Raw genomic sequence first — 26,837 nt, 5'->3', positions numbered from 1 at the left:
AGCTGCTTTCTTTGGTTACTTTCTTTGCAGCGGCAAAGAAAGTGACCCCCGCCCCGGGGAGGGGCAACGCAAATAGACCGACACGAAAACAAGTTCCACGAAAAAACTGACGCAGAAGCAAGACATATGAAACACACTGTCACGCCCGAGCGGCAGCTCAAAGACCACAACACCGAACCAATGCCATTGGCACAAATATTGAGTCCTGGAGAGGCGACTGCCAAACTAAACCGTCCGATCATGAATCGCAGAAGCAACGAGCCACCCGTGCGCGCCGCGCAACCCGACCTGCGTGAGGTCGTCGCGATCCCGCACCCCTCCCGCGCCGATCAAAAGGCGCTCACCGGCCAAAGCCCGCACGGCATCGAACGTATCGAAGTCCGGCCCGGCCTTGGCACCAACATGATCCAGCGTCATCACAATGACGCGCGAAGGCCACCACGCGCTGTCGCCGCTGAGCGCACCCAGCACGCGCCCGCCACGAAAGTCGAGCGAGAGAATCGGTTCATAGCCGGCGGCGCTCGCTTCGGCAATCGCGCCTGCGTCGAGCAAGGTCTCCGTGCCGAACACGGGCACGAGCGTCGCAGCCGCAGCGCATGGCTTCACGTTCACGATGCGATCGAACAACACGCGCATCGACGCGAAATCGCGAAAGCCCGCATCGAGCCAGATAGCGACGCCATCGCCGAGCGCCTCCCGAAGCGCCGCCAGCGTGTCGATATGCGTGCGGCGCCCGAGAATCGCGCCGAGATCGGCCACGTATAGCGTGCGAGCGCCGGTCGCGGCCAGCAACGCACGGGCGACCTCCAGAGGTTCGCTCGTCGCGCACAACGAAGACTGAATCGGCCGGTAGCGCGCACGCTCGCCGCGCACCGCGCGCACCGCGTGGCCGTCGAGCAAGTCGAGAACGGGTATCACCTGCATGGATGGCTTCCCCTTGACCAGAATATTCGTGTTCGAGTATCTCACCGGCGGCGGCATCGATCCGGATGTCGCGAGCGCAAGCACGCTCGCGGATCTCAGCGCGCTCATCGTCGAAGGCCGCGTCATGCGCGACGCCATCGCTGCCGACTTGCGCGCGCTCGAGGGCGTCGATGTCACCGTCGCCACGTCGCGCTTCGAGCAGATGAGCAAGGATCACGCGCATGCGCGCCCGCAGCCCGGCGAGCCGATCACGCGCTTCGTCTCACGCATCGCGCGCGAGCACGACTATGCCATGGTCATCGCGCCCGAATGCGACGGCCTGTTGTTGCAGTTGCACGATGCCGTCGGCGCCGCGCGCTGGCTCGGCTGCGCGAAAGAAGCCATACGTACGGCGTCGAGCAAGAGCGCGACAGCCGCATGCCTCGCCGCGTATGACATCCCCGTGACGCCCGCGCTCGACCCCGAGCAGGCCGTCGCCGCAGAGGGACGCCGCTGGGTCGTGAAGCCCGATGACGGCGCGGGCGGCCTCGATACGTATGTCTACGATCAATTCGGCGCAGCCCGCGAAGAACACGAAGCGCGCGCCGCGGCCGGGCGCAATCCTGTTCTGCAAGAATGGGTCGATGGCGAACCGCTCAGTCTTTCGCTTCTTTGCGATGACGCGGGCGCGCGGCTCTTGTCCATCAACCATCAACGTATCGCGCTTTCCGAGGCGGCGCAGTCGAAGCGCCGCGAATGCGTCGTACAGTTCGACGGCGTCGATGTGGATACCGTTGCGCGCAACGGCGAGCGAGGGCGCGTGCTCGAAAGACTCGCGCAGCGCGTGGCGCGCGCGCTTCCCGGCTTGCGCGGGTTCGCGGGCATCGATCTCGTATGGCACCCGCAACGCGGACCGGTGGTTATCGAAATCAATCCGCGCCTGACGATGGCCTATGCGGAGCTCAGCAAAACACGGAACATCGCGGCCGAATTGCTCGCGGCGCATGGTGTACCGGGCTTCGAACAACGTGAGCCATCTTTGCGCGCATGCGGGGCGTCGTCATGACGACGCGTGCGGGCGGCGCGCCCGTCTTCGGCTGGGACGTGGGCGGCGCGCATGTGAAGGTGTGCATGGCCACGGCGGGCGCGCCGGTCGATGTCGCGCAATGGGCGTGTCCGTTGTGGCAAGGGATCGCGCATCTGGAGCGAACGGTCGATAGCGTGTTCGAACGCTGGCCGCAAGCCGCCGACGCCACCGCGCGCCACGCGGTCACCATGACCGGCGAAATGGTCGATCTCTTTGCTGACCGCGCCGAGGGCGTGCGCACGCTGACCCGCATGCTCGCGCAACGGCTCGGGCCGCGCACCCTCTTTTACGGCGGCAAGGCGAACTGGCTTGCGCGTTCCGCGTGCCGCGACGGCTGGCGCAAGATCGCATCGGCGAACTGGCTCGCCACCGCGGAATACGTCGCGACGCGCGTGCCTCATGCCTTGCTCGTCGATATTGGCAGCACGACCACGGACATCATTCCGATCGTCGCGGGCCATGTCGCCGCACGCGGCATGAACGATGCACAGCGTCTCGTGAGCGGCGAGCTCGTGTATCAGGGCGTCGTTCGAACGCCTTTGTGCGGTGTCGCGCATCGCATCGCATTCAGGGGCGAAACCACGAGCGTGATGAACGAATGGTTCGCGACGACAGCGGACGTGTATCGCCTGACCGGCGAGTTGTGGGCCGAGCACGACCAGCATCCGAGCGCGGACAACGGCCCGAAGACGGAAGCCGCGAGCCGTGCCCGTATCGCACGAATGATCGGACGTGACGCGTGTGATGCAAGCCCCGATGAATGGCGGCGATTCGCGCTTGCATGGCGGCGAGAACAGTTGCGCGTGCTCGAAGCGAATCTCGCTCGCGTGAGCGCGCAACACGAGTCGTTGGCACGGGCGCCTATCGTCGGCGCGGGATGCGGGCGCTTCCTGGCGGCGGCGCTGGCGCAACAGGAGGCGCGCAGCTATGTGGATTTCGCTCGGCTTGCTGGAGTCGCGTCGGACGATGCGGGGCAATACGAATGGGCTTCGACGTGCGCGCCGAGCGTGGCGGTCGCGCTGCTGGCTTCGTCGCCCGTAACGGATATGGATACGGGCGGCGCGAACGAGGCGGTCAATCTCGAACGAGGATAACGGCATGTGGGTGATCAAGATCGGCGGAAGCCTGAGCCATGATCCCGTGCTGCGCGAGTGGCTCACGCGGCTCTGGGAACTGGGCGGCGGGCGTGTCGTGATCGTGCCTGGCGGCGGCGATTTCGCGGATGCCGTGCGGCAGTATCAGCGCGAATGGCGCTTCGACGACCTCGCCGCGCACAACATGTGTCTGCTCGCGATGACCCAATACGCGATTCTCATGCAAGGCGTGCTGCCCGAACTCGTGCTCGCCTCGAATGAAGAACGCATTCGGCGCGCGCTGCGCGATGGCCAGGTCGCCGTATGGGTGCCGACCGATCTGATGCGCACCACGCCCGACTCGATGACCAACTGGGACACGACATCCGACAGTCTCGCCGCGTGGCTTTCGACCACGCTCAATGCCGAGCGTCTAATGATCGTGAAGTCGTGCGCGATCGAAGCGCAGGCGCCGCTCGAAGCGCTCGCCGCGAGCGGCATTATCGACAGACGCTTTCCGGCCTACGTGAAAGACGCGAATTATCTGGTGGAAGTGTTCAGCAAGAGCGATGCGTCGGTCATGCGTGAGCGGCTGCTCGCCTTTCATGCGTGAGCGGTCATGCGCTCGCCATGCAGCGCGCGCGACCACTGACGCACACGCGATGCATCGAGCCGCCCGGTGCGTCCATCGCGCTCGTCGCATAGCGCGCCTCTGAGGCCCGCGATATCCGGTGCAAGCGCGCGTATCCGTTCGAGATCGCGCCAGCCTAGCGATCCTGCGAGGGCGGTCATCATGCCGCGCGACCGCGCGTGCAAAAGGCATGGGGCGAGCGTCGCTCTATCGACGCAATCGAACAGCGTGCGGCCGTCTTTTTTCGCGGTGTCGAATACGAGCGCGACGAAGCCGAGCTGTGCGGCGAGTGTAACGAGCGAAGACTCGATGCCGTCGTCAGAAAGCAGCACCGGCACGACCGTCGCCGGCAAGGACGCCAGATGACGCAAGCACGCCGCAGCGCGTGGTCCCGGCGCGACGCCGACCTTCACGTAATCCACGCCGGTGCTCGCGACGTCCAGCACGCGGCTCGTCATTTCATCGAGCGCGTCGTTCGGCAAGTCTCCGATGGTCGCGCTGATGGGCCGCACCGCGTACCGCGCCCGCAATGCGCGGACGATGCGCTTTATGTCGTCCGTCGCGACGCCGCCCAGCGCGCCCGCGCGCGGTTCCTTCAGATCGATGACATCCGCGCCCGCTTGCGCGGCATCGAGCGCTTCATCCACCGAGCGGACGCTTGCCAGCAATGCGGTCATGGTCGAACTCCGGAGCGTTGAATCAGGGATGAGGTGTCTTCGCGCGATGCTGTTCGATGGCCTGCAATAGCCAGTTCCACGCGGTGCGTTCGGCATCGCCCGCTGTCTTGTCGATGGCGATACGCAGATAGTCGATCTCGCTGTCTACTTTCTCTTGCGGCAACATGAAGAGACGGCTCACCAGAATCGCGCCCTCTACCACGGCAGCCTGCGCGCGATTGAAGCCGGGAAACGGCGCGTGCATCTCGCGATGCACGCACGCCATGCGCAGCGTGGGGCGCGTGTCGTCATCGTTCATTTCGATCAGTTGCAGTTCCGCATGCGCGAGCGTCTGCGCGAGCCGCACGCTCGGCACCGCCGTCGCGCGAAGCGTCGGCCAGTCGCGCTGAAAGCCCGTGACGCAGCCCGCGAACACGCGCACGTCCGTCGTGAAGTTGATGACGGCGCTCCGGGTCGCGATGACGTTATCGAGCGTCGTCGAGGGGCGAAACGGCGCGAGGATGGCTGATTCTTGCTCGAAGCGCACGCCCATCGGCGCGACATGCGGAAGGCCATCGCGATCCGCCGTGGTGACGATCGTCTCGTAGATCATGGCTGTCCGCGCACGCGTGCATGGGCATGGGGCTCGCACGAAGGCGCGTTGACGCACGCGGCTTCGTGCAAGTGGGACGTCGCACTCAGCGCGTGGCGATATACATCGTGATTTCGAAACCGAAGCGCATATCGGTGAAGCTCGGCGTAGTCCATTGCATGGCAATTTCTCCTTGGTTGAACGAGTGAATGGTCGATGCCAACGACGCCCTTTCAATTCGAGCGGCGTGCGCGTGCGAACGCACGCAAGCGGCATGCCAAAAAGATCCAATCGTTGGTGCGCGCTGCACTGTGACGGAAACGCAGCAAAGTGTCCCGTCTGCGTGATGCTCCATCCGATGAACGCGCGTCGATCAGCGCTTCTTCATCGTCGTGCCGGGTGCGTGCCATGCCGTCAGGTCTTCCTCAGGACGATCCACCTCGCATCCCCAATCGAGAGCCTGGTCCTGATCGAACCGCTTGCCGAGTTGCCATGCGATTTCGGCCCGCGCCAGTTGCACACCCATGTAGAACGCGTGGCCGCCGTCGGCTTCCAGCTTCAGGTCAGGATAGAGCGCGAACGGGTCGGTGGCGATGCGATGTCCATCACGGTTATAGACATGAATCCCTTCCGCCGAAACCTGAACGCGAAAGTTAGGATCACGTACGGATTGCGCGAGCTCGTTAATCTCCTCAGCGCTGTAAGGGAAGGGACGCTTCGCATGCAGCGCGGACAGGTCGCCCGACATGCCCTTGGGCAGCGTCTGCGTTTCGCGGGCGGCGTGCATCACGCGTCTTGCGACATCGGCTTCGCGCACGGCCCGGCGCGCATGCAAGCTCACGGATGTCGTGAGCACCGCCGCGATGCGCAGTTCCGCCGCCATGCCGAGCAGCACCGCGTTGATGCCGCTCGTGTCCGCTTCCGTCAACTCGGTCACGTTGCCGATGCCCATCATGATCGCAACATCAGGATGACGCTCGCGCAAGCTCACATAACGCGCGATGGATGCCGCGAGCCCGAATGGAATCGGATCGAGAATCGGGTCGGCGAGAAACGGGCGATTGCGTGCTTTCATCGCGTCGATGGCCGCATCGAGCGATGCCATGTCGTGCGGCTCGCGCGGCACGAGAACGGGCGTCGATGCCGTTTCGTCCGCGATCCACAGCGTATCGACATTCAGGCTCATCAGGTAATCGGCGCCTGCGCGCGCGCCGCGCATCAGTTCGTCGGCGAGCATGGAATCGACACTCACGCGATAACCCTGTTCCTTGAGCATCGCCACTGCGTCTTCGAGATGCGGAAACGGCGTCTCGGGCAGGCAGCCGATGTCGATCACATCCGCGCCCTGTTTGGCGTAGTCGCGCGCGCGGGCGGCGATGCCTGCGAGGTCGAGACGCGGCGCATCGACGATCTCAGCGAAGATCTCCGTCTCGTAGCGCGATAAATCGACATGCCTCGCTTCGCGTCCGAAGAACTGCGGCAAGTCCTTCACTTCCTCCGGGCCGCGCTCGACCTTCACGCCATAGTGCGCGGTCAGCGCATCGAGGTCGCCGCGGCATCGGCCCGGCACGATCATGCGGCTCGTGCCTTCGCCGAGCGGCGTCGCGACGCGCCGGCGAATCATGTCGGCGGTCATGAGTCCCGCCACTTGCAGCCCGATCTCGCGCACTTCCCATGTAAAGGGCGATGCAGTGCTCGTCGGCGCAATGCCTTCGAGCACGCGACGAAGGCTCTGTTCGGCGAGCCTGCCCGTCAGGAAGACGATGTGTTCCATGCGAGATTCAGGTCCGAAAGCCGTTGTTCGAGCGCGGCCTTCAGGTCGTCGAGCGTGCGCGCGACAGTCGTATGTTCGATGCGCGCCAGGCGTTCGACGTTATCGAACTCGATGGCGCGCGGCCTGACTTCGACCCATTCGTGGGGCGTTTGCGTGATGACGCTCGGCGCCGTATCGCATGCGAAAACGATGCCCGGCACGCACTGCTTGCCGGCCTGCGCATAGAGATTCGTGGGCAAGGTGTCTGAGATGCCGAGCGCGCACTTCGCCACTGTGTTGCTGGTCGCAGGCGCGATCACGACGGTGTGATATTCGCCGTGATAGAGCATGCCCACGGGCACGCTGCTCGCGCTGTTGTCGCGAAAGACCTTGAAGTGCTCGCGCAGCTTACGGATGGGCCAGCCATAAAGCGGCAACACTTCTTCGCCCGCGCGTGACAGGAAGAGATCGCAGCGCGGCAGGCGCAAGGCGAGTTCGAGCGATTCCTCGATCATGTGCCCCGAACCGGTCACGCACCACGCGAAGCGCGCGTCGGGCTTGAACTCGTCGAGCCGGCGAGCGGGCGCGGGCTGCGTCATGCGTGATCCGGCGTGGCCGAATCGTGCGACAGCCTGATGTGCAGCCGATGCATCTTCCTATACAACGTGTTCCGGCTGATGCCGAGCACCTTCGCGACGTTGCTCACGTTCCAGCGATGTTCGTCGAGCAGCAGCAACACGGTCTCGCGTTCCCTGACCTGTATCGCGTTGAGCGCGGGTGTGTCCGCGTCGTCGGTGAGATGCGGCAGTGGCGCCGTGGCGGTTGCCGTGGGCGCAGTTGTCGCGCTCACGGGACGTGCGCCGTTCACGATCTCGGGCGGCAGATGCGCGCAGCGAATCTCGGGACCGTCGCAAAGCGCGATCGCCATCTGCAGAACGTGCCGCAATTGACGTATGTTTCCGGGCCACGAATAACTCAGCAAGGCCTGTCGTGCTTCGGCGCTCAACGCGGGCGGATCGGTGGATTCGGTTTCGAGAATATGGCCGATGAGCGCGAGCGCATCGGCGCGTTCTCGCAGCGGCGGCAAGTTGATCTCGATGCCGTTGAGCCGGTAATACAGGTCTTCGCGAAAGAGGCCTGTCTGCACGAGTTCCGCGAGATTGCGGTGACTCGCGCTAATGAGCTGGAAGTCCACCTTAACGGTCGTTTCCGCGCCGAGCGGCGTGACTTCGTGTTCTTCGAGCACGCGCAGCAGCCGCGCTTGCAGCGTGAGCGGCATGTCGCCGATCTCGTCGAGGAACAGCGTGCCGCCGTTTGCCTGCACGATCTTGCCGCGCCGTCCTTCACGCTGCGCGCCCGTGAAAGCGCCCGCGCGGTAGCCGAATAGTTCGCTCTCGATGAGGTTCTCCGGCAGCGACGCGCAATTCACCGCGACGAACGCGCCCGCTCCGTTCGGGCTGATGCTGTGCAGCGCGTTGGCGAAGACTTCCTTGCCGGTGCCCGTTTGCCCGCGCAGGATGATCGGTATCTTGCGTTGAATCACGCGCGCGGCAAGCTGAATCTGCGAGGCCATGCGCGGATCGCCGAATTCCAGATGCGAGAGCTTGTCGAGACGGCCTGCGCCCGAGCCGGCGTTCTCGCGCGACTCCTTGCGGGCGGGCTTCGCGCGCGTCGTCAGCGCGGAGTCGTTCATCAGAATGCGCGTTGCGCCGCCCGCCGCTTCGCGCGGCGTCTGCGCGGTGAGAAAGAAGCGGCTGTTCGCCTTCGCGCTATACACCGTGACCGGATGAAAGGAGCCGCGAATGCTGCGCGCGATCATGTCTTCGAGCGACGCGTTGAACGCCTCTTCGATGCGCTTGCCGCACAGTTCCGCGGGCGTGCGCAGATCGAGCTGAAAAAGCGCGCTGCGGCTCGCGGCCAGTACCACGCCGTCGTCGCTGACCGCGAGCTTGCCCGCGTGCAGCGTGCCGACGAATTCCGGCCGGCTATGAAAGTGGATCATGTTCGCGTGCCGGTAGCGCGCATCGATCAGACGATTTTCGATCATCTGCCGCGACATGCCGACGAGCACGAGCGAATGCTGCTGCAAGAGCTTCGAGCGGCTCGTGACATCGAGCACGCCGGCGATCGTGCCGCGTTCATCGAAGATCGGCGCGGCGGAGCAGGTGAGCGACGTATAGCGCGGATAGAAGTGCTCGTGCTGGCACACGGCAATGCAATCGCGCTCGATTAGGCACGTGCCCATGCCGTTGGTGCCGGCTTCGCGCTCGCTCCACAGCGCGCCCACGCGCAGGCCGTCGGCGGCGACAGCCTCGCCGAACGGCACCGAGGACACCTGATGCACGATCACGCCGTCCGCATCGACTAGCACGACTGCGAGCTCGGGATCGGCGAGCTGCTGATACAGCGTCGTCATTTCCAGCTTCGAACACGCGATAAGGTCGCTCGCGGCTTCGCGGCGTTCGGTGAGTTCCCGCGATGTCAGCACGGGCGGCATCACGAAGCGCGCCGGGTCGAGGTGGAACTCGGTGAGGCAACGCATCCACGATTGCGCGACGGAATCGCTCGCGCGCCGCGTGGCGAGCGGGTTATTGACGATGTTCAGCACTTCCCGGACATGCGTGTCTACGTCAGCTAGCGACGACATGGGGCCGTGTCTCCGTGGCGTTTTTCGTTGCGTTCGCGCATGAGCCGCGCGTTGCGTCCGACGCCGAATCTGTTGTGTTTCCGCGGGCGCCGCGGCCGTCTCTTTGCCGTCGTGCTGTAGCCGTTCGCGTGCGCGCCTCGTGGCCGGGCGTGCGTTTCGGTCAGGATTTCCGCCCCGATCTGGCCCGGTTCCCAAAAACTCTACATCCGATGGCGCGCCGGTTCAATAAGTAGTCGCATAGAGTTTGGCGCTGCGCGCGGTTTTTGCTTTTCTCCTCGAATCACCCGCGTTTCACGCTTTCATCACTCACCGGGCCGCTCGCGCGGCGACACGCACATGGGCCGATTCGATCCGATCCGCGAAGCCGTTCGCGACATGGCGCCGCGCGCTGCCGAGGAAAACCCGCCGATGGATATCGTTTTTATCGAGGGACTGACAGGGCAGACGGTGATCGGCATCGACAAGAGCGAGCTGCACATCGCGCAGCCCGTGCGCATGAGTCTCGCGATCGGCGTGCCGTCGTTGCGCGCGTGCACCACGGATCGTATCGAGGACACGGTCAACTACGCCGCGGTGCGGGAGGCCGTTCACACACTGCTTGCGTCGCATCGCGTTCAACTGTTGGAGGCGCTGGCCGAGCATATCGCGCAACTCGTCATCGCGCGGTTCGGCGCGCATTGGGTGAGGGTGTCGCTGGCGAAGCCCGCCAAGTTCGACGATGTCGATGCGGTCGGCGTCGTGATCGAGCGGCGGCGCGCGCCGTCGATGCAAGGCGGGCTCGGGTGGATCGGCCTGGGCTACGTGCCGCAATAAGTCTTGCGCGCAGCGTTATTTCGCGGCCGCTGCGGGCTTCACGAGTCCGCACGCCCTGAATGCTTCGCGCTGTAACTCGCGATACTTCTTCGTCTGCGCCTTCGCGCGATCGACGCGAAACTCGGCGCCGCCTTCGCCGCCCAGCGCCGCGTATTTCGAAAACGTCGATTGCTCCACGAAGTCGTCATAGGTGAGCACTTGCGCGATCTTGTCGATGGCGCACGAGCACTTGTAGACGTTCACGAAGTCATGCCCGTTGTCGTCCATGCAGGCGAGCACGTATTCCACGCGGCCTTCGGTCGGATAGTCGTGCCCTTGCGCCGGCACGCCTGCGGCCGCGAACGACAGCGGGCACACGGACGCCAACGCGACGAACACGCAGAGCACGCTGCAACGTGGACTCATTCGATGAACCTCGTATCGTAGTCGATGACATGCGGCCGGCGCGCAACGGCGACGCCGGCCGCACTATCGACGGCATGTTGACGATCAGGCCGCCGCAAACGGATGCGCGACCGATGACTTCCTCGACACCACTTCGGATGCCTTCGGTTCGCCCGCTACCGCGCGCTGAATGGCTTCTTTCGTCGCCTGATAGTTGAACTCCTGAATCTTCTTGTCGTCGGTTGCTTCCCAGTGAATGAACACGCCGACGCAGATAAAGAGGTCGTCGGCTTCGTCGGCGGGGATGGTGCCGTCTTCCACGCTGTCGGCGACCGCGAGCGCCACCGCATGCTGCGCCGGCCCGAACATCTGCACGGCCTGCTTCGCGCCCTTGATGGTGACCTTGTTGAAGAGAATCGTGTTGGGCTTGGTGATGAGATTGGGCGCGACCACGGCCAGCAGCGACGTGAAGCCGTCCTTGTTGTTCGTGAGCGCGTGGCAGAACGCGGTCTCCGCAGCGGAGCCTCGCGGTCCGATGATCAAGTCGATATGTGCGACCTCGTTGCCGTCGCCGACGAGCGACTCGCCTATCAGGACGCGGTTGATCTTGGCCATGCTGTTCCTCCAGTGAAGGGTTCTTGGGACGATCGACTTGCTCCAGGGCTCAGGCGGCCACGGTCGATAACCCGGAGACCGCGCAACGCATCCTCGATGCAAACGGCTGCACAGAGGGCGGCATAACCGCGTACGTCCTAAACATGATCCGTGCCAATTTCCCGGTCCAGAGGCGCGCGCATCGACGAGTCATGCGGTCATCAGCGCGACGAAAAGCGTCGCCACCGCGAGGTCCGCGCTCGTTCCCGGGTTGATGCGTCGCGCCTTGAGTTCGGCGTCCCATGCGTCGAGCGCGGGCGCGTGCGAAGGGCGTCCCGCTGCGCGCCAGTTCGCGCGTTGAACGGCTGCATCGCGCGTGACACTTTGCGCCGTCGCCGCGCCGTGCTTGCGCACAATGTGCGAGTCCGGCCAGCGCGAGAGAAACGCTAGGAACGCATCGAGCATGGCTGCGCGCGGATTCGCGAGGCCCGCGTCTCGCGCCGCATCGAGGCCCGCGCCGAACACGTCGGCGAAACCGTTCGCGTATTGCCGCGCGATGCTGTCGCGGTGCGCGGCGAGCGTCATCGCGGCGCGCAAGTCGACGGTCGGCGGCGCATGGACGGATTGCTCGCGTGCTTCGCCGAGACCGCCGGGATTGGCGAGCGCGATCGCGCGATAGGCGAGACGGGCATCGTCCAGATCGAGCGATGCAAGCGCGGCTTCGGTCGCGGCATGCCAATGCTCAAGCTCGACAGTACGATCGCGCGGCAGGCGTTCGAGTGCGGCGCACAACGGCGCGGCGAGCAGCACGATGCCGAGATTCGTGTTGCAGCCGACTGCATCGGAGGTACGGCGCACGGCGTCGAGAATGCGCATGCCGACGCTTGCGCCCGCGACGAAGAGACCCGCTGCCGCCATTTCCGCGCTCTCGATGAACTGCGCCGCCGTCATGCCGTGACCCGCGCTCGCGATGCTCACGTTGCCGGGCTTGGGCGTCTCCACGTCGAGCGCGCAGGCGCGCATGAACGCTTCGCGCGCGTGGATCGGGTCAGGCGCGGGCATCGCCGCTTGCCCATGCGAGCGTGCGCTGCGACAGAGCGAGCTTGCGGTCGAGCAGATCGTCGGCAAGCAACGCGGCGATATCGAGCGGCGTCACCGACTGCAACCCGCGCCACGCTGCCACGCCGTTCACTTCGAGCACGAGCGGGCGTCCTTCGGCGGCGATCAGATCGACGCCTGCATAGTCCAGCCCGAGCGCGTGGCTCGCCCGCACCGCAGTATCGGCGAGCGACGGCGTGAGGTCGGCCGGCTCGCAACGCGCGCCGCGGGCGAAGTTGTGGATCCAGTCGTCGCCGCCCACGCGCTTCATCGCGGCGACCGCCCGCTTGCCGATCACGAGCACGCGCCAGTCGAAGCCGGGATGCCCGGCATCGACATAGCGCTGTAGATACGCGACGCCGCTGAAGTCTTCGAGCGATGGCAACGTTTCGCATGCGTCGTCGCCGAGCCGCCGCAAGCCTTTGCCTTGCGAGCCGAAAAGCGGCTTCATCACGAGCTTGCGGCCTGCCGCGGCTTCGCGCATCAACACGCGCTTGGCGAATGCGGGCGATTCACCGGCCCATGTCGCGGGCGTCGGCACGCCGAAGCGGTTGAGCAGAAAGCTCGTCATCGACTTGTCGACGCTGCGTTCGATGGCGCGGGCGTCGTTATAGACCGGCACGCCGCTTTCGCGCAGCGCATGCAGGATGCCGAGCCGCAGCGTCACCTGTTCGAACGTGCCGCCCGCGATGCCGCGCACGAACACCGCATCCGGCAGCGCGTGGCCGAAGCCGGGAATGGCGAGACCATGCGGAGGCCACGTTGTATCGATGCGGCAATCCGCAAGATCGACGCAACGCGCCTCGACGCCGCGCGCGCGGAACGCTTTCTTCAGACGGCTCGTGTGCCAGCCGGTCTCGTCGGTCATGATCGCGATGCGCGTCATGGCGTTTCCTGCGTGACGTGCCATTGCGCGTGAAGCAGCGCGTGGTCGAGCTTGCCGCCGTGATACGTCGCGCCGCTTTCGAGACTCGACACCCACGCTTCGGCGGGCGCGAACAGCGCGGCGTCTATCTGATAGAAGTCGTAGTTGAACGACTTGAAGATTTCGGCGAAGGGCTTGCCGTAGTCTCGCGCGTTCGAAGACGGCAGTTCGGCCGCGAGCCGTCTTGCGGCCGCATCGCTCTTGACGGTGAGATGCACGCGGCCGCCGTAGAGGATGGCGTCATTGGTGCGGCCCATTGCCTGCGTGTCGTCGGGCGCGGGCGGCGGCAACGGCGCGCTGCCGCTCGCTTCCACGACCTCGCTTAAGTCGACGCCCAGTACGTGCGTCTTGTGCAGCGCAACTTCCACGACGCGCGCCACGACCTGCACCGTGCCCGCGACAGAATGTGTCGGCGTGACCGCGATGACGAGCTTGTCGGGCGCGAGTCCGCAGTCGTCGATCACCTTGTCGATCACCACTTGCGGCGGCAGGCGATTCACTTCCATGACGAGCGCGCCGCGTTCGTATTTGTCGCGATAGCCGAGTTCCTCGAAAAGCGGCTCCTTGCACGCGAGCGCGCGCGCGGGGCCCGAGCCTAGCGAGAAGAACTTCTTGCCGCCGGTCTCCTCTTTCGTCGCGGAGAGACTCCAGCCCGCGTACTGGCTCCCGAGGCAGGCGAGCACCGGAGTCGACGTATGCACTTCGATGAAGACGGGCCAGAGCGGAGCGGCATCGAACGCCATGCGGCGCGCCACGTGTCCGAGCCCGCCCATGCAGATTCGCGCGATGAGCGTGCCGGCATCGGCGCTGCCCGCTGCATCGACGCCTGCATCCACGATGGTCGTGCCCGCAGGCGTGCGCGTGATGCCGACGCGAAGCGCTTCGCTGCGTTCGATCAACTGCGCGACGAGCGGCTCGCTCATCGCGTTGACGCTCAATCCAGCGGGAAGGGGAGAAGTCAGTGTCATGGGCTCAATGGCCTCAGTGGCTTTTGATGCGTTGCAGGATGCGCGCGCATTCGCTGTCGAGCGCAGCGCGCAACAGATCGAGTTCGGGCGCGGTCGTCATCATCGTACAGACAGGCATGCCCGCCTCGATGCGCGCGCCGGGAAGCGGTATGTCGTGGCACGCGGGATCGGCAAAGCAGGCATCGCTGAATGCCTGCGATGCGACGAAGCCGTGCGGCGCAAACACGACGCGCTGCCCCGCGATCAGCGGTGGTCGCTTCAGCGCAGTGTCGGTGTGCGGCAACTCCCCGTCGAGGCACGCGTCCAGATGCGCTCCGATCAAACCGCGCGGCCACGCGTCGGGCCATGCGGCTTCGTAGAGCGCCATCGTCGATGACGGGCGCGTGTTGATTTCGAGCACCTGAAACGTGTCGTTATCGAGCAGAAAGTCGAGGCTGCAGAGACCCGTGAGATCCGTTCGCCATACGATCGTTTCGATCGCATCGACGATGCGCGCGGCCGTATCGCGCGGCAACGTCACGGGACCGAGCGACCCTGCATGAATGAACGGCAGACGATGCGCGCTCACCGTGGTCTGCTCCGCGAAGCCGATGACCACGGCCTCCCGTTGCGCCGCGATGAAGAGCGCGGACATCGGGCGGCCTCGCGATAGCCGCTGGAAATAGGCTCCGGGCGGCGTGTCGTCGAGCTCGCGCGCCCATTCGATATGCGTGCCGCCGCAGCCGTCGCTTCGCTTGATAAGCCAGTCTCGCGCGTCGGCGGGGCGCGTGAAGCGCACGTCGGGATGGGCGATATGCGCGTCGTCGAGCAACGCGAAGAAGCGCCGCGGATCGCGCACGGCCGCCGACTGCGCGCCATTGCCGATGACACGCGGCACGCCCGGCGCGCGGCTTAGCTCGATGGCGAGCGGCTCCAGCCCGCTCGTCACGACGAGCCCCAGCATGCGAGGCAAACGTGCCACGTGTTGCAGCGCATCGTAGAGACGCGCGCGGTCGATCGACAAGCCCTCGCCGCCGATGTCGAACCACATGCCCGCGTGGGTGCGCGTATCGCGGTCGCCGAAAATATCGAGCGCGACGACGTTCAGGCCCGCGCGCGCGGCCGACTGCGCGAGCATGCGCGCCGACAGTCCGGCGACGGCGACGCGCGGCGCGCGCGCGTTCATCACGCGCCCTGTCCCGCGACGATGGCGCGGGCTTCGTCGAATGCTTCGGGAAAACCCAGGTACACCGGCTTGCCGCCGGTGCGCATGCGCACGAACAAGCGGTGCTCTGCCTGATACTTCACGTTGCCGATGGCGAGCGCGCCGATACCGATTGCATCCGTGCGCGCCGCGCCGGCAAGCGGCTTGCCGTCGTCCATGACGTTGACCCCGGCGATGCCTTCGGGCGGCACGGCGTTCACGTCGGCGGCGATCAGCAGATGCTTCGCCTGCGCGATGTCGGCGGCGTTCATCACTTGCACGCCCGCCGCGGCGGTGGCGAACACGATTTCCGCTCGCGCCAGTTCCCGATGCAATTGCTCCGTGGTACCGGTCGCGACGCCCGTCGTGGCGATATCGAAACGACGGTTGATTTCATCGCTGACTTGCGTGGCGCGCGACTGACTCGAATGGCTCGCGACGACCACGTCCGCGCCGAGCGATGCGGTCATCGCGGCGGCCACGCGTCCTACCGCCCCCGTGCCGCCGAGAATCAACACCCGCTTGCCGTCGAAGCCGACCTGATGCGACGCCTTCAGATGCTTCTCCGCGAGCGCGACGAGCGCGGCGGCGGTCGTGTACGCGCCGCTGGGATCGGCGAACACGGAGACTTCGAACGGCGGCACCATCGCGTTACGCGCGCGTTCGAGCATGTCGGCGGCGAGCATGACGTCGCGCCCGCCGAGAAAAATGCCCGTGCGCGATACGCCTTTGGGACCGCGCGAAAAGATGGCGTCCTGCGTGAGTTGCACGACGCTGCCTTCATCGACGTTGCAGTACGGCACGACGATCTGATAGCCGGCGTCTGCGGCCATGTTCACATCGAACGGGCTCATTTGCGGCGTGCTCGTGAACATGTGCAGCACGTAAGGTCTTTCGGCGGCATCGGGCATGGTCTGGGCTCGGTCGGTGAGGGAAATGATGCGTTGCGGCGTGATTCACGCAGCATCCGCGCCTGATTCGCGCGGACAGGCTGCGCGCCACGTCGCGCCGTGATTGCGGGCCGCGACGATGGAAAAGCTGAGCGATGCATGCGGCGCCGCGCGTTGCGCGGTGGCGAGCGCGCGCTCGGCCTGCTGCGCGCTTGCGACGAACGCGAAGCCCACCGGCCCCCATGACGTCTGACCGATGCCGGCCTTCTGTTCGGCCGCGACCGCCTGCAGCGCATGCGCCACTGCGGGACTCGCGAATACGCCGCCTTGCGCGGGCGCGAAGTATTCGCCGATGGTCTGCTGCATGCCGCTGATGGCGTCGGCGAACGGTTCGAAGTCGCATTCGGCTACGGCGGGCAGGAGGCGCATCAAGACGAGATGCGAAAGATGGGCGGCGAGCGCGGCGGGAAAGGGGGCAAGCGAGGCGAGGCCGCGCTTTTCCGCTTCGCCGTGCAGCCCTTCGCGGGATGCGTCGTCGATGAGCAGCACGCGCCAGGCATCGGGAAAGCGCTGACGCGCGAGCAGTGGCGGTAGCGTTGCGTTCTCGTTGTGCGCGGTGCTGCGTCCGCCATCGACGATCAGTCCGCCGTGATCGAAGCCGTGTATGCCGATGCCCGAACGCGCGCCGCGTCCGAGCAGCCGTGCGATATCCGCTGTGGTCAGATCGTGTCCGGTCACGCGGGCGAACGCGGTTCCGAGCGCCAGCGCCAGTTGCGTGCCGGAGCCGAGTCCCGTATGGGCGCGTGGCGTTTCGTGCACTTCGATGTCGACGGGTTGGGTGACGCCTAACGCGGCGTGGAGTCGCGCGAGATAGGCTTCGATGCGCTCGTGCTGCGCTTGCGTCGATGTTCCCTCTATGCGCTCCTTGCGTTGCGCGCGCCGCGCGGTGATGCGCGTGCCGTGTCCGTCGATGACGAGCCCCACGCTTCCGAACGCGCGGCCGAGCGAACCGTTCGGATCGATGAAGCCTAGATGCAGCCGGGCATCCGCCGAAAGGGTGATCGCCTGGGGCGGCGATAGGGCGGACTTGGGCATGTTCTTTTGGCTTTCGCTCGTAGGGGAATTTTCATGCCTCAGGCAAAAGGTGTACCAAGTTCGTCGTTTTTCTCTTTTCGTGGAACTTGTATTCGTGTCGGTTTATTGGCGTTGCCCCTCCCCGGGGCGGGGGTCACTTTCTTTGCTGCTGCAAAGAAAGTAACCAAAGAAAGCAGCTTTTTTCTAGCCCGCAGCAATAACAGCGTGGTGACTCGGCGGAAAGACGTTGGCACTCAGCCGGTTGGCAGCCTTGAATCACCCTCCGCGCCCGCTGAGCGCCACGTCCTCCGAGCCCCTTGGCTCGTTAACACCGAGCGCTTGCAACGATATGCGCGCTTGTCACACGTTGAACTCAGTGCTGGCAAGTCCGCGCCTCAACGAACTCATGCGCGGCACGGTACGCGATTTGAAGCGAGAAGCACTAAATGGGCTGTGGTGTTAACGAGCCAAGGGGCTCGCATGACGTCAATGTTCAGCGGGCGTGGAAGGTGATTCAAGGCTGTCTCAAACTGAGTGCCAATGTCTTTCTGCGGAGTGACCACGCTGTTATTGCTGCGGGCTAAAAAAAAGCTGCTTTCTTTGGTTACTTTCTTTGCAGCAGCAAAGAAAGTGACCCCGGCCCCGGGGAGGGGCAACACTAATAGACCGACAAGAATACAACTTCCACGACAATAACCGCCATGCGCCCCACAAGGAAAAAAATCAATCGTACTTGATATACCGAAACCGCTGATCATCGGTGGGCGTCCCGGTAAGAGGCCCTCCCTCGAGCGAGGGCCGCCACTGCACGACTTCTTCTATCTTGGAAGCAAGCGCAAAGTCTTTATCGGTAATGCCTTTGGCCGAATGCGTCTTGAGCTTCACGATAACGAAGGCATAAGAAACGGTAAGGTCCGGATGATGCCAGGCCGCTTCCGCAAGATGGCCCACCGTATTGACGACCATCAGCGTGCCCTTCCAGCCTTCCGTGCGGAACTTGCGCCTGAGCCATCCATCCTCGAAGTACCAGTGTTTGAGCGTGCCGCTAAGACGCTCGGCGATTTCCGCATCGGAGTACACCTTCTCGGCTTGAGTCATGGCGAGGTCTCGAGCAAGACGTGAGTTATTCAGTATGCGCGTCTTCGTCAAAGGCACACAAGCAGACGCAAACACTGCTGCGGCGCATCAGAAAGCAAGCTAACGAAGCCAGCATTTCGCGGATTTGACACAGTATGTCTCGCGATACACCGCACGCTTGCGTGCTATTGCGAGCGAACAGCATGTCACTCCCGCGTTATCTCAGTACCTGCACGAGCGCATTAAACCGGCATGGAATATGCAATTGGCGTCGATACGCATGCGTTCGGCCATGACCGGGCACAGCGTAGCTCGTTACCTGCATTGAGAAGGCGCGCGCGATGCAACCCGGTAGCGTGGTCATCCCTGGGTCGGAGGCATCACCATTCTGGAGGAGACATGAACTTACGCACCCTGGTTCTTGGACTGGCGGTGGTTGCGACAGCAGGCCTGAATTCCTATGTAGCGCAGGCCGATTCGCAACTCGACAGCCTCATCAAGAATCCTTCGAATTGGGCAGCGCAAGCGGGCGATTACTCGAATCACCGCTATAGCACGCTCAAACAGATCAACGAAAACAACGTCGGCAAGTTGCAGGTTGCCTGGACCATGTCCACCGGTGTACTACGTGGTCACGAAGGATCGCCGCTCGTCATCGGCGACACGATGTATATCCATTCGCCATTCCCCAACAAAGTCATCGCGGTCAATCTGAAAGACCAAACCTTCCTCTGGCAATACCAGCCTAAGCAGGACCAGCAAGTCATCTCCGTGATGTGCTGCGACACAGTCAACCGCGGCCTCGCTTATGGCGACGGCAAGATCTTCCTCCAGCAAGCCGATACCAAACTCGTCGCGCTCGATGCCAAGACAGGCGATGTCGTATGGAGCGCGCAGAACGGCGATCCGAAGAAAGGCGAGACGAACACCAACGCGCCACACGTATTCGGCGACAAGGTGCTGACCGGCATTTCGGGTGGCGAATTCGGCGTTCGCGGCCGTCTCGTGGCGTACAACATCAAGGACGGCAAGGAGGTGTGGAAGGCCTATAGCACGGGCCCCGACGATGAAATGCTGCTGGACCCGCAGCAAACCATGACGTGGTCCGACGGCAAGATGATGCCCGTGGGCGCCGACTCGTCGACCAAGAGCTGGCAAGGCGATCAATGGAAGTACGGCGGCGGCACGACATGGGGATGGTATGCATGGGACCCGAAACTCAACCTTGTCTACTACGGCACGGGTAACCCCGGCACCTGGAATCCGACCCAGCGCCCCGGCGACAACAAATGGTCGATGTCGATCTTCGCGCGCGACCTGAATACCGGCAAAGCGAAGTGGGTCTATCAAATGACGCCGCACGACGAATGGGACTATGACGGCGTCAATGAAATGATCTTGTCGGATCTGAACATCGGCGGCAAGCGAGTGCCCGCGATCGTTCACTTCGACCGCAACGGCTTCGGTTATACGCTGAACCGTGAAACCGGCGAACTGCTCGTCGCGCAGAAGTACGATCCGGCAGTGAATTGGGCCGATAGCGTCGATATCAAGAGCGGCCTGCCCATTCGCAACGCGAGCTATTCGACACAGAAGGCGGGTCCGGATCACAACGTGAAGGACATTTGTCCTGCCGCGCTCGGATCGAAAGATCAGCAGCCTGCCGCATATGATCCGAACTCGAGTCTCTTCCTCGTCCCGACCAATCACGTTTGTATGGACTACGAACCGTTCCAGGTCGATTACGTGTCGGGTCAGCCGTTCGTCGGCGCAACGCTCTCGATGTATCCGGGCCCGAACGAGAACGGCGCGATGGGCAACTTCATCGCGTGGGATGCGGCCAAGGGCAAGATCGCATGGTCCAAGCCCGAGCGGTTCTCGGTGTGGTCCGGCGCGCTGGCGACAGCAGGCGGCATCGTGTTCTACGGCACGCTCGAAGGCTACATCAAGGCGGTACGCATCAGGGACGGCAAGGAACTGTGGAAGTTCAAGACGCCGTCCGGCATCATCGGCAACGTGTTCACGTATCAGTACCAGGGCAAGCAATACGTCGGCGTTTATTCGGGCATCGGCGGCTGGGCCGGCATCGGCATGGCGGCGGGACTCGAAAAGTCGACGGAAGGCCTCGGTGCGGTGGGCGGTTATCGCGAACTCGCGAAGTACACGGCGTTGGGCGGCACGCTCTTTATCTTCGCTGTCCCGAGTTGATACAGGCGTGAGCAGGATTGCGCGGCGGCATGCGTGCCGCCGCGCATAGCAGAGCCTTGCATAAAAAAACATATTGAAGGAGACACGCGAATGATAGGCCGAACCATCCTGGTGTTGTCGATAGCGCTCGTTGCGTCATCCGCGCCTTTTGCTCAGACCTCTTCAGGGGAGATGAAGCCGGTGGCGTACCAGGTCGTCGACGGCAACAAGGTCGACAACGATACGCTGCAAGGATGGCGTACCTGGCGCGCGCTCGCGTGCGAACGGTGTCACGGGGCGAAGCAGGAAGGTCTGGTCGGTCCCTCTCTCGTCGACGCGTTCAAGACGCTCGACAAGAACGAATTTCATCGAACGGTCTTCGGCGGACGTGTCGACAAGGGCATGCCCGACTTCAGCTCGAGCCAGATGATGCAGAAGAATTGGGAGAATCTCTACACCTACCTGAAGGGACGGTCCGACGGCAAGATCAATCCGGGCGACCTGCAAGCAATCGATGCAAAGTGAAGGCATCGCGAGCGGCGCACGATGACCGCTTCTACTCCCGGAGGCTTCATGTTTCAGCGTAAGGCCAGTCGTACGGTGCGATCCGGTCGCATGGCCGCATTGCTTTCAGCGCTTGCTGTGCTTTCGACCGACGCCGCGTTCGCGCAGGGCGCAGGCGGTCCGCCGCCGAACCTGCCGAACAACGACGGCGCGGACGGCGTGTTGCGCGTATGCGCCGATCCGAACAACATGCCGCTCTCGAACCAGAAAGGCGAAGGCTTCGAGAACAAAATCGCGAGCCAGATGGCGAGTGATTTCGGCTATAAGCTCGAATACACGTTCTATCCGCAGCGCATGGGTTTCGTGAGGAATACGCTGCGCGACAAGGTGCCGAATACCGAGCAATACAAGTGCGATCTCATCATCGGCGTACCCAAGGGCTACGAACTGACTGCGACGACGCGGCCGTATCTGCATTCCACCTACGCGATGGTCTTTCCGAATCGCCCGGAATACGCGAACATCAAGACGCCCGCTGACCTCATGAGTCTGCCGCCGGATCAACTCAGGAAAATGAAGCTCGGCATCTTCGTCAAAAGCCCGGCCGTGGACTGGCTGCTCAGGAATAACCTCATCGAGCAGGCGGTGTCGTATCAAGGGCAAAGCGGCGATCCCGAGGCGTTTCCGGGCGAGATGATCGAGCACGACCTGTCGCAAGGTAACGTCGATGCTGCGTTCGTCTGGGGACCGATTGCCGGATACTTCGTCAATCGTTCGGATAACAAAGTAAGGCTCGTTCCGTTCCCGCCGCAGCCCGGCATTCGTTTCGACTTCGAAATCTCGATGGGCGTGCGCTACGGAGAGAAAGCATGGCGCGACAAGGTCGATAACTGGATTGCGTCGAATCAGCCGAAGATCGACCAGATATTGACGAGCTATCAAGTTCCACTGCTGCCCCTGCAGCCGATGCAACCCGCGCAAGCACAATGAGAACGCCTGCCGTTACTCTCTGCACGATGGTGATCGCGTGCGCGTTCGGCCTGACGCAAGGGCATAGCGCGTTGGCCGCAGCACCGCCGCCCGCTTCGGCGCCGGGGGCGGACATCGCGCCCGCCGAACGCCTCGTGTTCCTTCAGCCGCATATGAACGGCGTCGAGCCGCAGACGGAACTGGACTACTCCGTCGACTATTCCGGTCCGCCCGCGAAAGTCAGCGATACGGTGCGCGTGCTCGTCGTGAGTCCCGGCAACAGCAAGAACGATGCGCGCGCGACAGACCGGACCGGTCCTGTGAATGTGCCCGGCGGTCTGCCTTGCAATCCGGTCATCATCTATTTTCTGGAGCACGACATTGCCGAGATGGAGCAATTGACGGGCGGACAGCGGCGCTATTTCCAGCAGCGCCTTCGTCTCGCATTGGCAGCCGCTCCGGCGATCACGCCCGTATCGAGCGATGCCCTCGGAATCGGAGGCGGCAAGCATGTGACGGCGCATCAGGTCGTGATTCAGCCTTACCTGAACGATCCCAATGCCGAACGCTTCGCACAGTACACGGGCAAGCGCTATACGTTCGTGATCGCGGACGATGTGCCCGGCGGTCTTCTCATGATTCGCACCGAAGTGCCGGGCGCGGGCAACGACTTCGCCCATCCGCTGCAAAAGGAAACGATCGCTTATCAAGGGGCGCTGAAGAATCTGTCGCCGCCTGCGGGCGCGCCCGTAAAGGCGGGGAATGTGCCGCGCGCGAGCCGATAACTTCGCATGAGCCTCGGCCGCTCGACTGCGCATGCGCCGGGAAGCGAAGACGCTATCGCGCGGATGTGGGGTGTTTCGGCGCGAGTACGCGTAAAGGCGTTTTCATTCGCATGGCAGACGTTGACGCTCTTTGCGCTTCTTGTGGGACAGACGCGCGCGGAGGCGCCGCTTTCCATGCAGCAGATTGCGCCCGGCGAATACGCGCATCGCGCTCACGATGACATCGCGACACGCGCGAACAAGGGCGATATCGCGAACGTGGGCTTCATCGTCGGCACGCGCTGCGTGGCGGTGATCGACACCGGCGGCACGCTCGCAGAGGGACGCGCGCTGCGGCAGGCGGTACGACAGATCACGCCGCTGCCGGTCTGCTATGTCATCAACACGCATATGCACCCGGACCATATCTTCGGCAATGCGGCGTTCGTGGGCGATCATCCGCAATTCGTCGGAAGCGTGAAACTCGCGCAAGCGGAGGCGTCGCGCGCGGAGAATTACCTTCGCGCGCTGAACCGGGAACTCGGAGACATCGCCGAAGGTAGTGAAATCATCAGGCCGACGCAAACGGTGGATGGCAGCGCAACGCTCGATCTCGGCGACCGTCCGTTGACGCTGCGGACATGGCAAACAGCGCATACCAACAACGACTTGACGGTATACGATGAGAAGAGCGGTACCTTATGGACCGGGGACCTGCTTTTCGTGCGCTGCATTCCGGTGGTGGACGGGAGTGTCGTCGGCTGGCTGGAAGACATCAAACGTATCAAGCAGATGAATCCGCGACATGTCGTGCCGGGACACGGTCCGCTCGATCCGCCGTGGCAGCAGTCACTGGAAGCAGAAGAGCAGTACCTTGCCGAACTCGCGCGTGACGTGCGCGAGGCCATCAAGCGCGGCGCGACGATTCAACAAGCTGTAGACACCGTTGGCCTCGATCAGCGCGACAAGTGGCTGCTCTACGAGATCTACCATCGTCGCAATGTGACGGCGGCTTATGCGGAACTCGAATGGGAGCAGTAACAGGCAGCATGGAGGGCATCATGATGACCGATACGCCTGGCTCTATGCGCGCGCGCGGCGCACTGTTCGCGCTGCTTGCGTTGATGGCATCGCTCGCGCAAGCGGCACAGCCGGACGACGACCCGAACAAGGTCGCTCGCTGGCTCGATTTCAAGGAAGGCGCGTTCAAGGGACAAACGGTCGATACGCATGGCGAATCCGTCATCACGCTCGACGCTCCTGCGCGCGCGGCGGATGCCGCAGTTGTTCCTATCGCGATCAACGCACAGTTCCCGCAGAGTCCCGCGCATTACATCAAGAAGATCTACCTTTTCATCGACGAGAATCCCGAGCCGTACGCGGGCTATTTCGAATTCACGCCCGAGTCGGGACTGGCGAGCATCGAAACGCGTGTGCGCGTGGAAGACTATACGTTCATGCGCGCCATCGCCGAAACCAACGACGGGCACCTGTATAGCGCGGTGCGCTTCGTGAAGGCGTCGGGCGGTTGTTCGGCACCCGCCGACAAGGACGACGATGCAGCCGAACGCGCGGCAGGCGCGGTTCGATTGCAATCGGAGGGCACGGCGGTCGCCGGCAAGCCGCAACTCGCGCAAGTGATGGTACGGCACCCGAACCGCACGGGCATGGCGATGAACCAGATCACGCGCAACTATGCGACGGCCTATTTCATTCGAAAGGTCGCCGTCACCTATGCGGATAAACCGGTGATGACCGCGAACGTCAACTTCTCGATCAGCGAGAACCCGAACTTTCGCTTCTACTTTCTGCCGACCGGGAATGGCGAGTTGAAAGCGCATATCGAGGACACCAAGAACAAGCAGTTCGAAGGCGCGATCGCTATTCAGACGCAAGCGGCCGGGCAAGCGTCGGCAATGAAATGACGCTGCGCTGCACGAAGCTAGTCATCGCCGCGCTTTTCATTGCATGCGGTGCGTGGGCTGGACCGGCGATGGCCGCGCTCGCCGGCATGCCCGCGCCAACGCGCATTGCGCCGGGCGTGTACGCGTTCATCGGCACCGGGGACGCGGTGGCGCCGGAGAATCATGGCATCGTCGCGAATAACGGCTTCATCGTCGGAAAGAGCGGGGTGACGGTGATCGACACGGGGCCGTCTTATCGCTATGGCCGCGCGATGATCGAAGCCATCCGCAAGGTGACGCCTTTGCCGGTGACGCTCGTCATCATCACGCATCAAGCGCCGGAATTCGTCTTCGGCGCCGCTGCCTTTCGCGACCGGAACGTGCCGATACTCGCGCATGTTCGGGCGGCGCAACTTATCCATGATCGCTGCTCTATTTGTCTTGCAAATCTGCGCAAGACACTCGGCGAAGATGAAATGGCGGGCTCGCGCGTGACCGTGCCTGACCGCACCATCGACGGGACCACTGAGATAGAGAACGGCGGACGCAAGTTGCAATTGCTGCATTTCGGCCCCGCGAGCACGCCGGGCGATCTGGCCGTGCTCGATACCGAAACCGGTGTGCTGTTCGCGGGCAGCCTGGTTTCGAATGGCCGGATTCCCGAGCTACGCAACGAGCAGATACCGGGCTGGCTCGCAGCGCTCGAAAACCTGCGTGCGCTCGATCTCAACACCGTCGTGCCCGCGTTCGGTCCGCCTTTGCGCGGTGACGCCATTCTGCAAACAGGCCTTTATTTGCGCGAGCTCGATGCATCCGTGAAGCAAGCCTATAAGAGCGGCATGAGTCTCACGCAGGCAATGCACGCAGTGCAGTTGCCCGCATTCAGCGGCTATAAGCTCTACATCACCGCGCAGCCGCAGAACGTGCAACGCATCTATCTTCAGTTGGAAAAGCAGTAGCCCGTTCTTTCAAGCAGGCCCACACCAAGGAGACACGACATGGCCAAGCTGGTCGCGCTGTATAAAACGCCGTCGGACAAACAGGCATTCGATGCCCATTACACATCGACGCACGCTCCGCTCGCCAAAAAGCTACCGGGCCTCAGGCGTTATGAGTTGAGCACGGGACCAGTCACGGTGGCGCAAGGCGAATCGCCGTATCACCTCGTCGCCGTGCTCGAATTCGATTCGCTCGATGCGATTCGATCCGCGCTCGAATCGCCGGAGGGCCAGGCAACCGCCGGCGATTTGTCCAACTTCGCGCAGGCGGGCGTCGAGTTATTGATGTTCGATACCAAGGACGCCTAAGCGTCGTTCAATGCGGCGCGCCCGAATCCGATACGTCGTCGGAGTCGACTTCCGGATCGGGCACGCGCAGATCGTCGCGCCGGTGATTAATGACGAGAAAGACGCTCATCAGCACGAGAAAGGCCACGACCAGCATCGCGGCGTTGAGAAACACGCGCTCGTAACCCAGCTCGGACACGTCGATGAACCAGTACGGGTAGAACTCCGACTCGCTTCCGCGCCATAGCGTCACGAAGAGATAGCCCAGCGGATAGACGAGCCAGAGCGCGCATCGCCGCCACGAAAGATGAAAGCGCGGCACGAACAAGAGCCAGTACAACGCGGAAAGCGCGGGCACCACCGTGTGCAGCGATTCATTGACGAACGCGCGATAGCCCGATGGCGTCCATAAGAAGCGCAGCAGCGTGTTATACGCGATGCCGACGAAGACCATATACACGACGACTGCCGTCACGACCGTCGGCTGACGAAAGAAGCGCGCAAGCGGCGCCTGAGCGCGCGTGGCGACACACGTGAAGCAGAAGGCCGTGAGCAATACCGTCAGATTCGTGAGGTAGCTGCTCATGCGCGCGATGCCGTCCATGACGGTCAGGCCGCGATCGAGCGAACGTGCGATGGTCAGGTCCGTTTGCGCCGCGATGGCGAGCCACGCGACCATTGCGATAGCCGCAGCGAGAGCGAGCGAAGCAGTGCTGGGGGTATGAAGCGGCAAGTCGGGCTCGTGCCGCCGCGAATTCTCTTGGGATTGGGACATGCGCTCATTCTATCGGCGCAGGTGAAAGCGTGCAGGCGAGGTCTCGGCCGTAACGTATGCATCTAAACGCCTTCGTGCGTGACTGCACGAATGAGTTAAG

At 63.5% G+C, this 26,837-nt stretch carries 29 protein-coding genes; 12 read left to right on the top strand and 17 right to left on the bottom strand.

All coding sequences use genetic code 11. The features are described from left to right. Nucleotides 1-225: 225 nt before the first annotated feature. On the bottom strand, nt 226-924 hold the full coding sequence (locus tag LDZ24_RS19095; RefSeq protein WP_248322763.1) for a HisA/HisF-related TIM barrel protein: 699 nt from the start codon (nt 922-924) through the stop codon (nt 226-228). Between the two features lie 13 nt (nt 925-937). Here LDZ24_RS19095 and LDZ24_RS19090 point away from each other — a divergent pair, with 13 nt between their 5' ends. The 3 genes from LDZ24_RS19090 to LDZ24_RS19080 are packed head-to-tail and all read left to right on the top strand — an operon-like array spanning nt 938 to nt 3,676. Beyond that, on the top strand, nt 938-1,969 hold the full coding sequence (locus LDZ24_RS19090; RefSeq protein ID WP_248322762.1) for an ATP-grasp domain-containing protein: 1,032 nt from the start codon (nt 938-940) through the stop codon (nt 1,967-1,969). Beyond that, complete coding sequence (locus LDZ24_RS19085) at nt 1,966-3,084, top strand: hydantoinase/oxoprolinase family protein (RefSeq protein WP_248322761.1); 1,119 nt, start codon at nt 1,966-1,968, stop codon at nt 3,082-3,084. Before LDZ24_RS19090 ends, LDZ24_RS19085 begins: the two co-directional genes overlap by 4 nt. Before the next feature lie 4 nt (nt 3,085-3,088). After that, entirely contained in the window at nt 3,089-3,676 is a 588-nt protein-coding gene (locus LDZ24_RS19080) for an aspartate kinase (RefSeq protein WP_248322760.1), read from the top strand. Here LDZ24_RS19080 and LDZ24_RS19075 read toward each other — a convergent pair. From LDZ24_RS19075 to LDZ24_RS19050, 6 genes are all read right to left on the bottom strand, one after another. Then, nucleotides 3,667-4,371, bottom strand: coding sequence for a (5-formylfuran-3-yl)methyl phosphate synthase (locus LDZ24_RS19075; protein ID WP_248322759.1), 705 nt, complete (start codon nt 4,369-4,371; stop codon nt 3,667-3,669). The genes LDZ24_RS19080 and LDZ24_RS19075 overlap by 10 nt on opposite strands. Before the next feature lie 22 nt (nt 4,372-4,393). Continuing rightward, complete coding sequence (locus tag LDZ24_RS19070; protein ID WP_248322758.1) at nt 4,394-4,963, bottom strand: DUF447 domain-containing protein; 570 nt, start codon at nt 4,961-4,963, stop codon at nt 4,394-4,396. Nucleotides 4,964-5,048: 85 nt separating this feature from the next. After that, entirely contained in the window at nt 5,049-5,123 is a 75-nt protein-coding gene (gene pqqA, locus LDZ24_RS19065) for a pyrroloquinoline quinone precursor peptide PqqA (protein WP_008354335.1), read from the bottom strand. Between the two features lie 192 nt (nt 5,124-5,315). Continuing rightward, nucleotides 5,316-6,716, bottom strand: coding sequence for a DUF6513 domain-containing protein (locus LDZ24_RS19060; protein ID WP_248322757.1), 1,401 nt, complete (start codon nt 6,714-6,716; stop codon nt 5,316-5,318). Continuing rightward, on the bottom strand, nt 6,695-7,294 hold the full coding sequence (locus LDZ24_RS19055) for a flavoprotein (protein ID WP_248322756.1): 600 nt from the start codon (nt 7,292-7,294) through the stop codon (nt 6,695-6,697). Before LDZ24_RS19055 ends, LDZ24_RS19060 begins: the two co-directional genes overlap by 22 nt. Further along, complete coding sequence (locus LDZ24_RS19050; RefSeq protein WP_248322755.1) at nt 7,291-9,342, bottom strand: sigma-54-dependent Fis family transcriptional regulator; 2,052 nt, start codon at nt 9,340-9,342, stop codon at nt 7,291-7,293. The genes LDZ24_RS19055 and LDZ24_RS19050 overlap by 4 nt, the downstream gene beginning before the upstream one ends. Nucleotides 9,343-9,717: 375 nt before the next feature. On the opposite strand from LDZ24_RS19050, the gene LDZ24_RS19045 reads away from it, so the two are divergent. Beyond that, complete coding sequence (locus tag LDZ24_RS19045; protein ID WP_248323351.1) at nt 9,718-10,155, top strand: dihydroneopterin aldolase; 438 nt, start codon at nt 9,718-9,720, stop codon at nt 10,153-10,155. Between the two features lie 15 nt (nt 10,156-10,170). On the opposite strand, the gene LDZ24_RS19040 is transcribed toward LDZ24_RS19045, so the two are convergent. The 9 genes from LDZ24_RS19040 to LDZ24_RS19000 form a co-directional block, all read right to left on the bottom strand. Next, entirely contained in the window at nt 10,171-10,560 is a 390-nt protein-coding gene (locus tag LDZ24_RS19040) for a hypothetical protein (protein WP_248322754.1), read from the bottom strand. A gap of 84 nt (nt 10,561-10,644) precedes the next feature. Continuing rightward, a complete protein-coding gene (gene fae / locus LDZ24_RS19035) occupies nt 10,645-11,154 on the bottom strand; it encodes a formaldehyde-activating enzyme (protein ID WP_206468853.1) in 510 nt (169 codons plus the stop codon). 189 nt (nt 11,155-11,343) lie between these two features. Continuing rightward, on the bottom strand, nt 11,344-12,195 hold the full coding sequence (locus LDZ24_RS19030) for a triphosphoribosyl-dephospho-CoA synthase (protein ID WP_248322753.1): 852 nt from the start codon (nt 12,193-12,195) through the stop codon (nt 11,344-11,346). After that, complete coding sequence (locus LDZ24_RS19025) at nt 12,182-13,141, bottom strand: RimK family alpha-L-glutamate ligase (RefSeq protein WP_371747438.1); 960 nt, start codon at nt 13,139-13,141, stop codon at nt 12,182-12,184. Before LDZ24_RS19025 ends, LDZ24_RS19030 begins: the two co-directional genes overlap by 14 nt. Beyond that, nucleotides 13,114-14,124, bottom strand: a complete 1,011-nt coding sequence (mch, locus tag LDZ24_RS19020) for a methenyltetrahydromethanopterin cyclohydrolase (protein ID WP_248322751.1) — start codon at nt 14,122-14,124, stop codon at nt 13,114-13,116. The genes LDZ24_RS19025 and mch overlap by 28 nt, the downstream gene beginning before the upstream one ends. Nucleotides 14,125-14,137: 13 nt before the next feature. Beyond that, nucleotides 14,138-15,289, bottom strand: a complete 1,152-nt coding sequence (locus tag LDZ24_RS19015) for an ATP-grasp domain-containing protein (protein ID WP_248323350.1) — start codon at nt 15,287-15,289, stop codon at nt 14,138-14,140. Beyond that, on the bottom strand, nt 15,289-16,218 hold the full coding sequence (locus LDZ24_RS19010) for an NAD(P)-dependent methylenetetrahydromethanopterin dehydrogenase (protein WP_248322749.1): 930 nt from the start codon (nt 16,216-16,218) through the stop codon (nt 15,289-15,291). The genes LDZ24_RS19015 and LDZ24_RS19010 overlap by 1 nt, the downstream gene beginning before the upstream one ends. A gap of 45 nt (nt 16,219-16,263) precedes the next feature. Then, on the bottom strand, nt 16,264-17,292 hold the full coding sequence (locus tag LDZ24_RS19005; protein WP_248322748.1) for a beta-ribofuranosylaminobenzene 5'-phosphate synthase family protein: 1,029 nt from the start codon (nt 17,290-17,292) through the stop codon (nt 16,264-16,266). A gap of 702 nt (nt 17,293-17,994) precedes the next feature. Further along, a complete protein-coding gene (locus LDZ24_RS19000) occupies nt 17,995-18,369 on the bottom strand; it encodes a 4a-hydroxytetrahydrobiopterin dehydratase (RefSeq protein WP_248322747.1) in 375 nt (124 codons plus the stop codon). A gap of 378 nt (nt 18,370-18,747) precedes the next feature. Here LDZ24_RS19000 and LDZ24_RS18995 point away from each other — a divergent pair, with 378 nt between their 5' ends. The 8 genes from LDZ24_RS18995 to LDZ24_RS18960 all read left to right on the top strand — a co-directional run bounded on the left by LDZ24_RS18995 (nt 18,748) and on the right by LDZ24_RS18960 (nt 25,983). Continuing rightward, on the top strand, nt 18,748-20,556 hold the full coding sequence (locus LDZ24_RS18995; RefSeq protein WP_248322745.1) for a methanol/ethanol family PQQ-dependent dehydrogenase: 1,809 nt from the start codon (nt 18,748-18,750) through the stop codon (nt 20,554-20,556). A 90-nt stretch (nt 20,557-20,646) separates the two neighbouring features. Then, complete coding sequence (locus tag LDZ24_RS18990; RefSeq protein WP_248322743.1) at nt 20,647-21,060, top strand: c-type cytochrome; 414 nt, start codon at nt 20,647-20,649, stop codon at nt 21,058-21,060. Between the two features lie 90 nt (nt 21,061-21,150). After that, entirely contained in the window at nt 21,151-22,029 is an 879-nt protein-coding gene (locus LDZ24_RS18985; protein ID WP_248322742.1) for a substrate-binding domain-containing protein, read from the top strand. Continuing rightward, complete coding sequence (locus LDZ24_RS18980) at nt 22,026-22,793, top strand: hypothetical protein (protein ID WP_371747437.1); 768 nt, start codon at nt 22,026-22,028, stop codon at nt 22,791-22,793. The genes LDZ24_RS18985 and LDZ24_RS18980 overlap by 4 nt, the downstream gene beginning before the upstream one ends. A gap of 174 nt (nt 22,794-22,967) precedes the next feature. Beyond that, a complete protein-coding gene (locus LDZ24_RS18975; protein WP_248322741.1) occupies nt 22,968-23,813 on the top strand; it encodes a quinoprotein relay system zinc metallohydrolase 2 in 846 nt (281 codons plus the stop codon). Beyond that, nucleotides 23,801-24,697, top strand: a complete 897-nt coding sequence (locus LDZ24_RS18970; RefSeq protein WP_248322740.1) for a quinoprotein dehydrogenase-associated SoxYZ-like carrier — start codon at nt 23,801-23,803, stop codon at nt 24,695-24,697. Before LDZ24_RS18975 ends, LDZ24_RS18970 begins: the two co-directional genes overlap by 13 nt. Nucleotides 24,698-24,765: 68 nt before the next feature. Continuing rightward, the gene (locus LDZ24_RS18965) at nt 24,766-25,635 is read left to right on the top strand and encodes an MBL fold metallo-hydrolase (protein WP_248322738.1); all 870 of its coding nucleotides are present in this window, start codon (nt 24,766-24,768) and stop codon (nt 25,633-25,635) included. Between the two features lie 39 nt (nt 25,636-25,674). Then, nucleotides 25,675-25,983 (top strand): EthD family reductase, encoded by a 309-nt coding sequence (locus tag LDZ24_RS18960; RefSeq protein WP_248322737.1) that lies wholly within the window; start codon nt 25,675-25,677, stop codon nt 25,981-25,983. 7 nt (nt 25,984-25,990) lie between these two features. Here the strand turns inward: LDZ24_RS18960 and LDZ24_RS18955 are convergent, their stop codons facing one another. Continuing rightward, nucleotides 25,991-26,737 carry a Pr6Pr family membrane protein gene (locus tag LDZ24_RS18955; protein ID WP_248322736.1) on the bottom strand — a complete coding sequence of 249 codons (747 nt, stop codon included), beginning with the start codon at nt 26,735-26,737 and terminating at the stop codon, nt 25,991-25,993. Between the last annotated feature and the right edge of the window lie 100 nt (nt 26,738-26,837).

It is taken from the genome of Caballeronia sp. Sq4a, assembly GCF_023170545.1.
GTDB lineage: Bacteria > Pseudomonadota > Gammaproteobacteria > Burkholderiales > Burkholderiaceae > Caballeronia.
The sequence above is the reverse complement of the archived record's forward strand: the minus strand, read 5'-3'. Positions and strand labels throughout refer to the sequence as shown.

Excerpts from the sequence above, each read along its gene's own strand:
- LDZ24_RS19095 (WP_248322763.1), bottom strand. The coding sequence starts at position 924 with ATGCAGGTGATACCCGTTCTCGACTTGCTCGACGGCCACGCGGTGCGC.
- LDZ24_RS19085 (WP_248322761.1), top strand. The coding sequence starts at position 1,966 with ATGACGACGCGTGCGGGCGGCGCGCCCGTCTTCGGCTGGGACGTGGGC.
- LDZ24_RS19080 (WP_248322760.1), top strand. The coding sequence starts at position 3,089 with ATGTGGGTGATCAAGATCGGCGGAAGCCTGAGCCATGATCCCGTGCTG.
- LDZ24_RS19075 (WP_248322759.1), bottom strand. The coding sequence starts at position 4,371 with ATGACCGCATTGCTGGCAAGCGTCCGCTCGGTGGATGAAGCGCTCGAT.
- LDZ24_RS19070 (WP_248322758.1), bottom strand. The coding sequence starts at position 4,963 with ATGATCTACGAGACGATCGTCACCACGGCGGATCGCGATGGCCTTCCG.
- LDZ24_RS19060 (WP_248322757.1), bottom strand. The coding sequence starts at position 6,716 with ATGGAACACATCGTCTTCCTGACGGGCAGGCTCGCCGAACAGAGCCTT.
- LDZ24_RS19055 (WP_248322756.1), bottom strand. The coding sequence starts at position 7,294 with ATGACGCAGCCCGCGCCCGCTCGCCGGCTCGACGAGTTCAAGCCCGAC.
- LDZ24_RS19050 (WP_248322755.1), bottom strand. The coding sequence starts at position 9,342 with ATGTCGTCGCTAGCTGACGTAGACACGCATGTCCGGGAAGTGCTGAAC.
- LDZ24_RS19045 (WP_248323351.1), top strand. The coding sequence starts at position 9,718 with ATGGCGCCGCGCGCTGCCGAGGAAAACCCGCCGATGGATATCGTTTTT.
- LDZ24_RS19040 (WP_248322754.1), bottom strand. The coding sequence starts at position 10,560 with ATGAGTCCACGTTGCAGCGTGCTCTGCGTGTTCGTCGCGTTGGCGTCC.
- fae (WP_206468853.1), bottom strand. The coding sequence starts at position 11,154 with ATGGCCAAGATCAACCGCGTCCTGATAGGCGAGTCGCTCGTCGGCGAC.
- LDZ24_RS19030 (WP_248322753.1), bottom strand. The coding sequence starts at position 12,195 with ATGCCCGCGCCTGACCCGATCCACGCGCGCGAAGCGTTCATGCGCGCC.
- LDZ24_RS19025 (WP_371747438.1), bottom strand. The coding sequence starts at position 13,141 with ATGGCACGTCACGCAGGAAACGCCATGACGCGCATCGCGATCATGACC.
- mch (WP_248322751.1), bottom strand. The coding sequence starts at position 14,124 with ATGACACTGACTTCTCCCCTTCCCGCTGGATTGAGCGTCAACGCGATG.
- LDZ24_RS19015 (WP_248323350.1), bottom strand. The coding sequence starts at position 15,289 with ATGAACGCGCGCGCGCCGCGCGTCGCCGTCGCCGGACTGTCGGCGCGC.
- LDZ24_RS19010 (WP_248322749.1), bottom strand. The coding sequence starts at position 16,218 with ATGCCCGATGCCGCCGAAAGACCTTACGTGCTGCACATGTTCACGAGC.
- LDZ24_RS19005 (WP_248322748.1), bottom strand. The coding sequence starts at position 17,292 with ATGCCCAAGTCCGCCCTATCGCCGCCCCAGGCGATCACCCTTTCGGCG.
- LDZ24_RS19000 (WP_248322747.1), bottom strand. The coding sequence starts at position 18,369 with ATGACTCAAGCCGAGAAGGTGTACTCCGATGCGGAAATCGCCGAGCGT.
- LDZ24_RS18995 (WP_248322745.1), top strand. The coding sequence starts at position 18,748 with ATGAACTTACGCACCCTGGTTCTTGGACTGGCGGTGGTTGCGACAGCA.
- LDZ24_RS18990 (WP_248322743.1), top strand. The coding sequence starts at position 20,647 with ATGATAGGCCGAACCATCCTGGTGTTGTCGATAGCGCTCGTTGCGTCA.
- LDZ24_RS18985 (WP_248322742.1), top strand. The coding sequence starts at position 21,151 with ATGGCCGCATTGCTTTCAGCGCTTGCTGTGCTTTCGACCGACGCCGCG.
- LDZ24_RS18980 (WP_371747437.1), top strand. The coding sequence starts at position 22,026 with ATGAGAACGCCTGCCGTTACTCTCTGCACGATGGTGATCGCGTGCGCG.
- LDZ24_RS18975 (WP_248322741.1), top strand. The coding sequence starts at position 22,968 with ATGCAGCAGATTGCGCCCGGCGAATACGCGCATCGCGCTCACGATGAC.
- LDZ24_RS18970 (WP_248322740.1), top strand. The coding sequence starts at position 23,801 with ATGGGAGCAGTAACAGGCAGCATGGAGGGCATCATGATGACCGATACG.
- LDZ24_RS18965 (WP_248322738.1), top strand. The coding sequence starts at position 24,766 with ATGGCCGCGCTCGCCGGCATGCCCGCGCCAACGCGCATTGCGCCGGGC.
- LDZ24_RS18960 (WP_248322737.1), top strand. The coding sequence starts at position 25,675 with ATGGCCAAGCTGGTCGCGCTGTATAAAACGCCGTCGGACAAACAGGCA.
- LDZ24_RS18955 (WP_248322736.1), bottom strand. The coding sequence starts at position 26,737 with ATGTCCCAATCCCAAGAGAATTCGCGGCGGCACGAGCCCGACTTGCCG.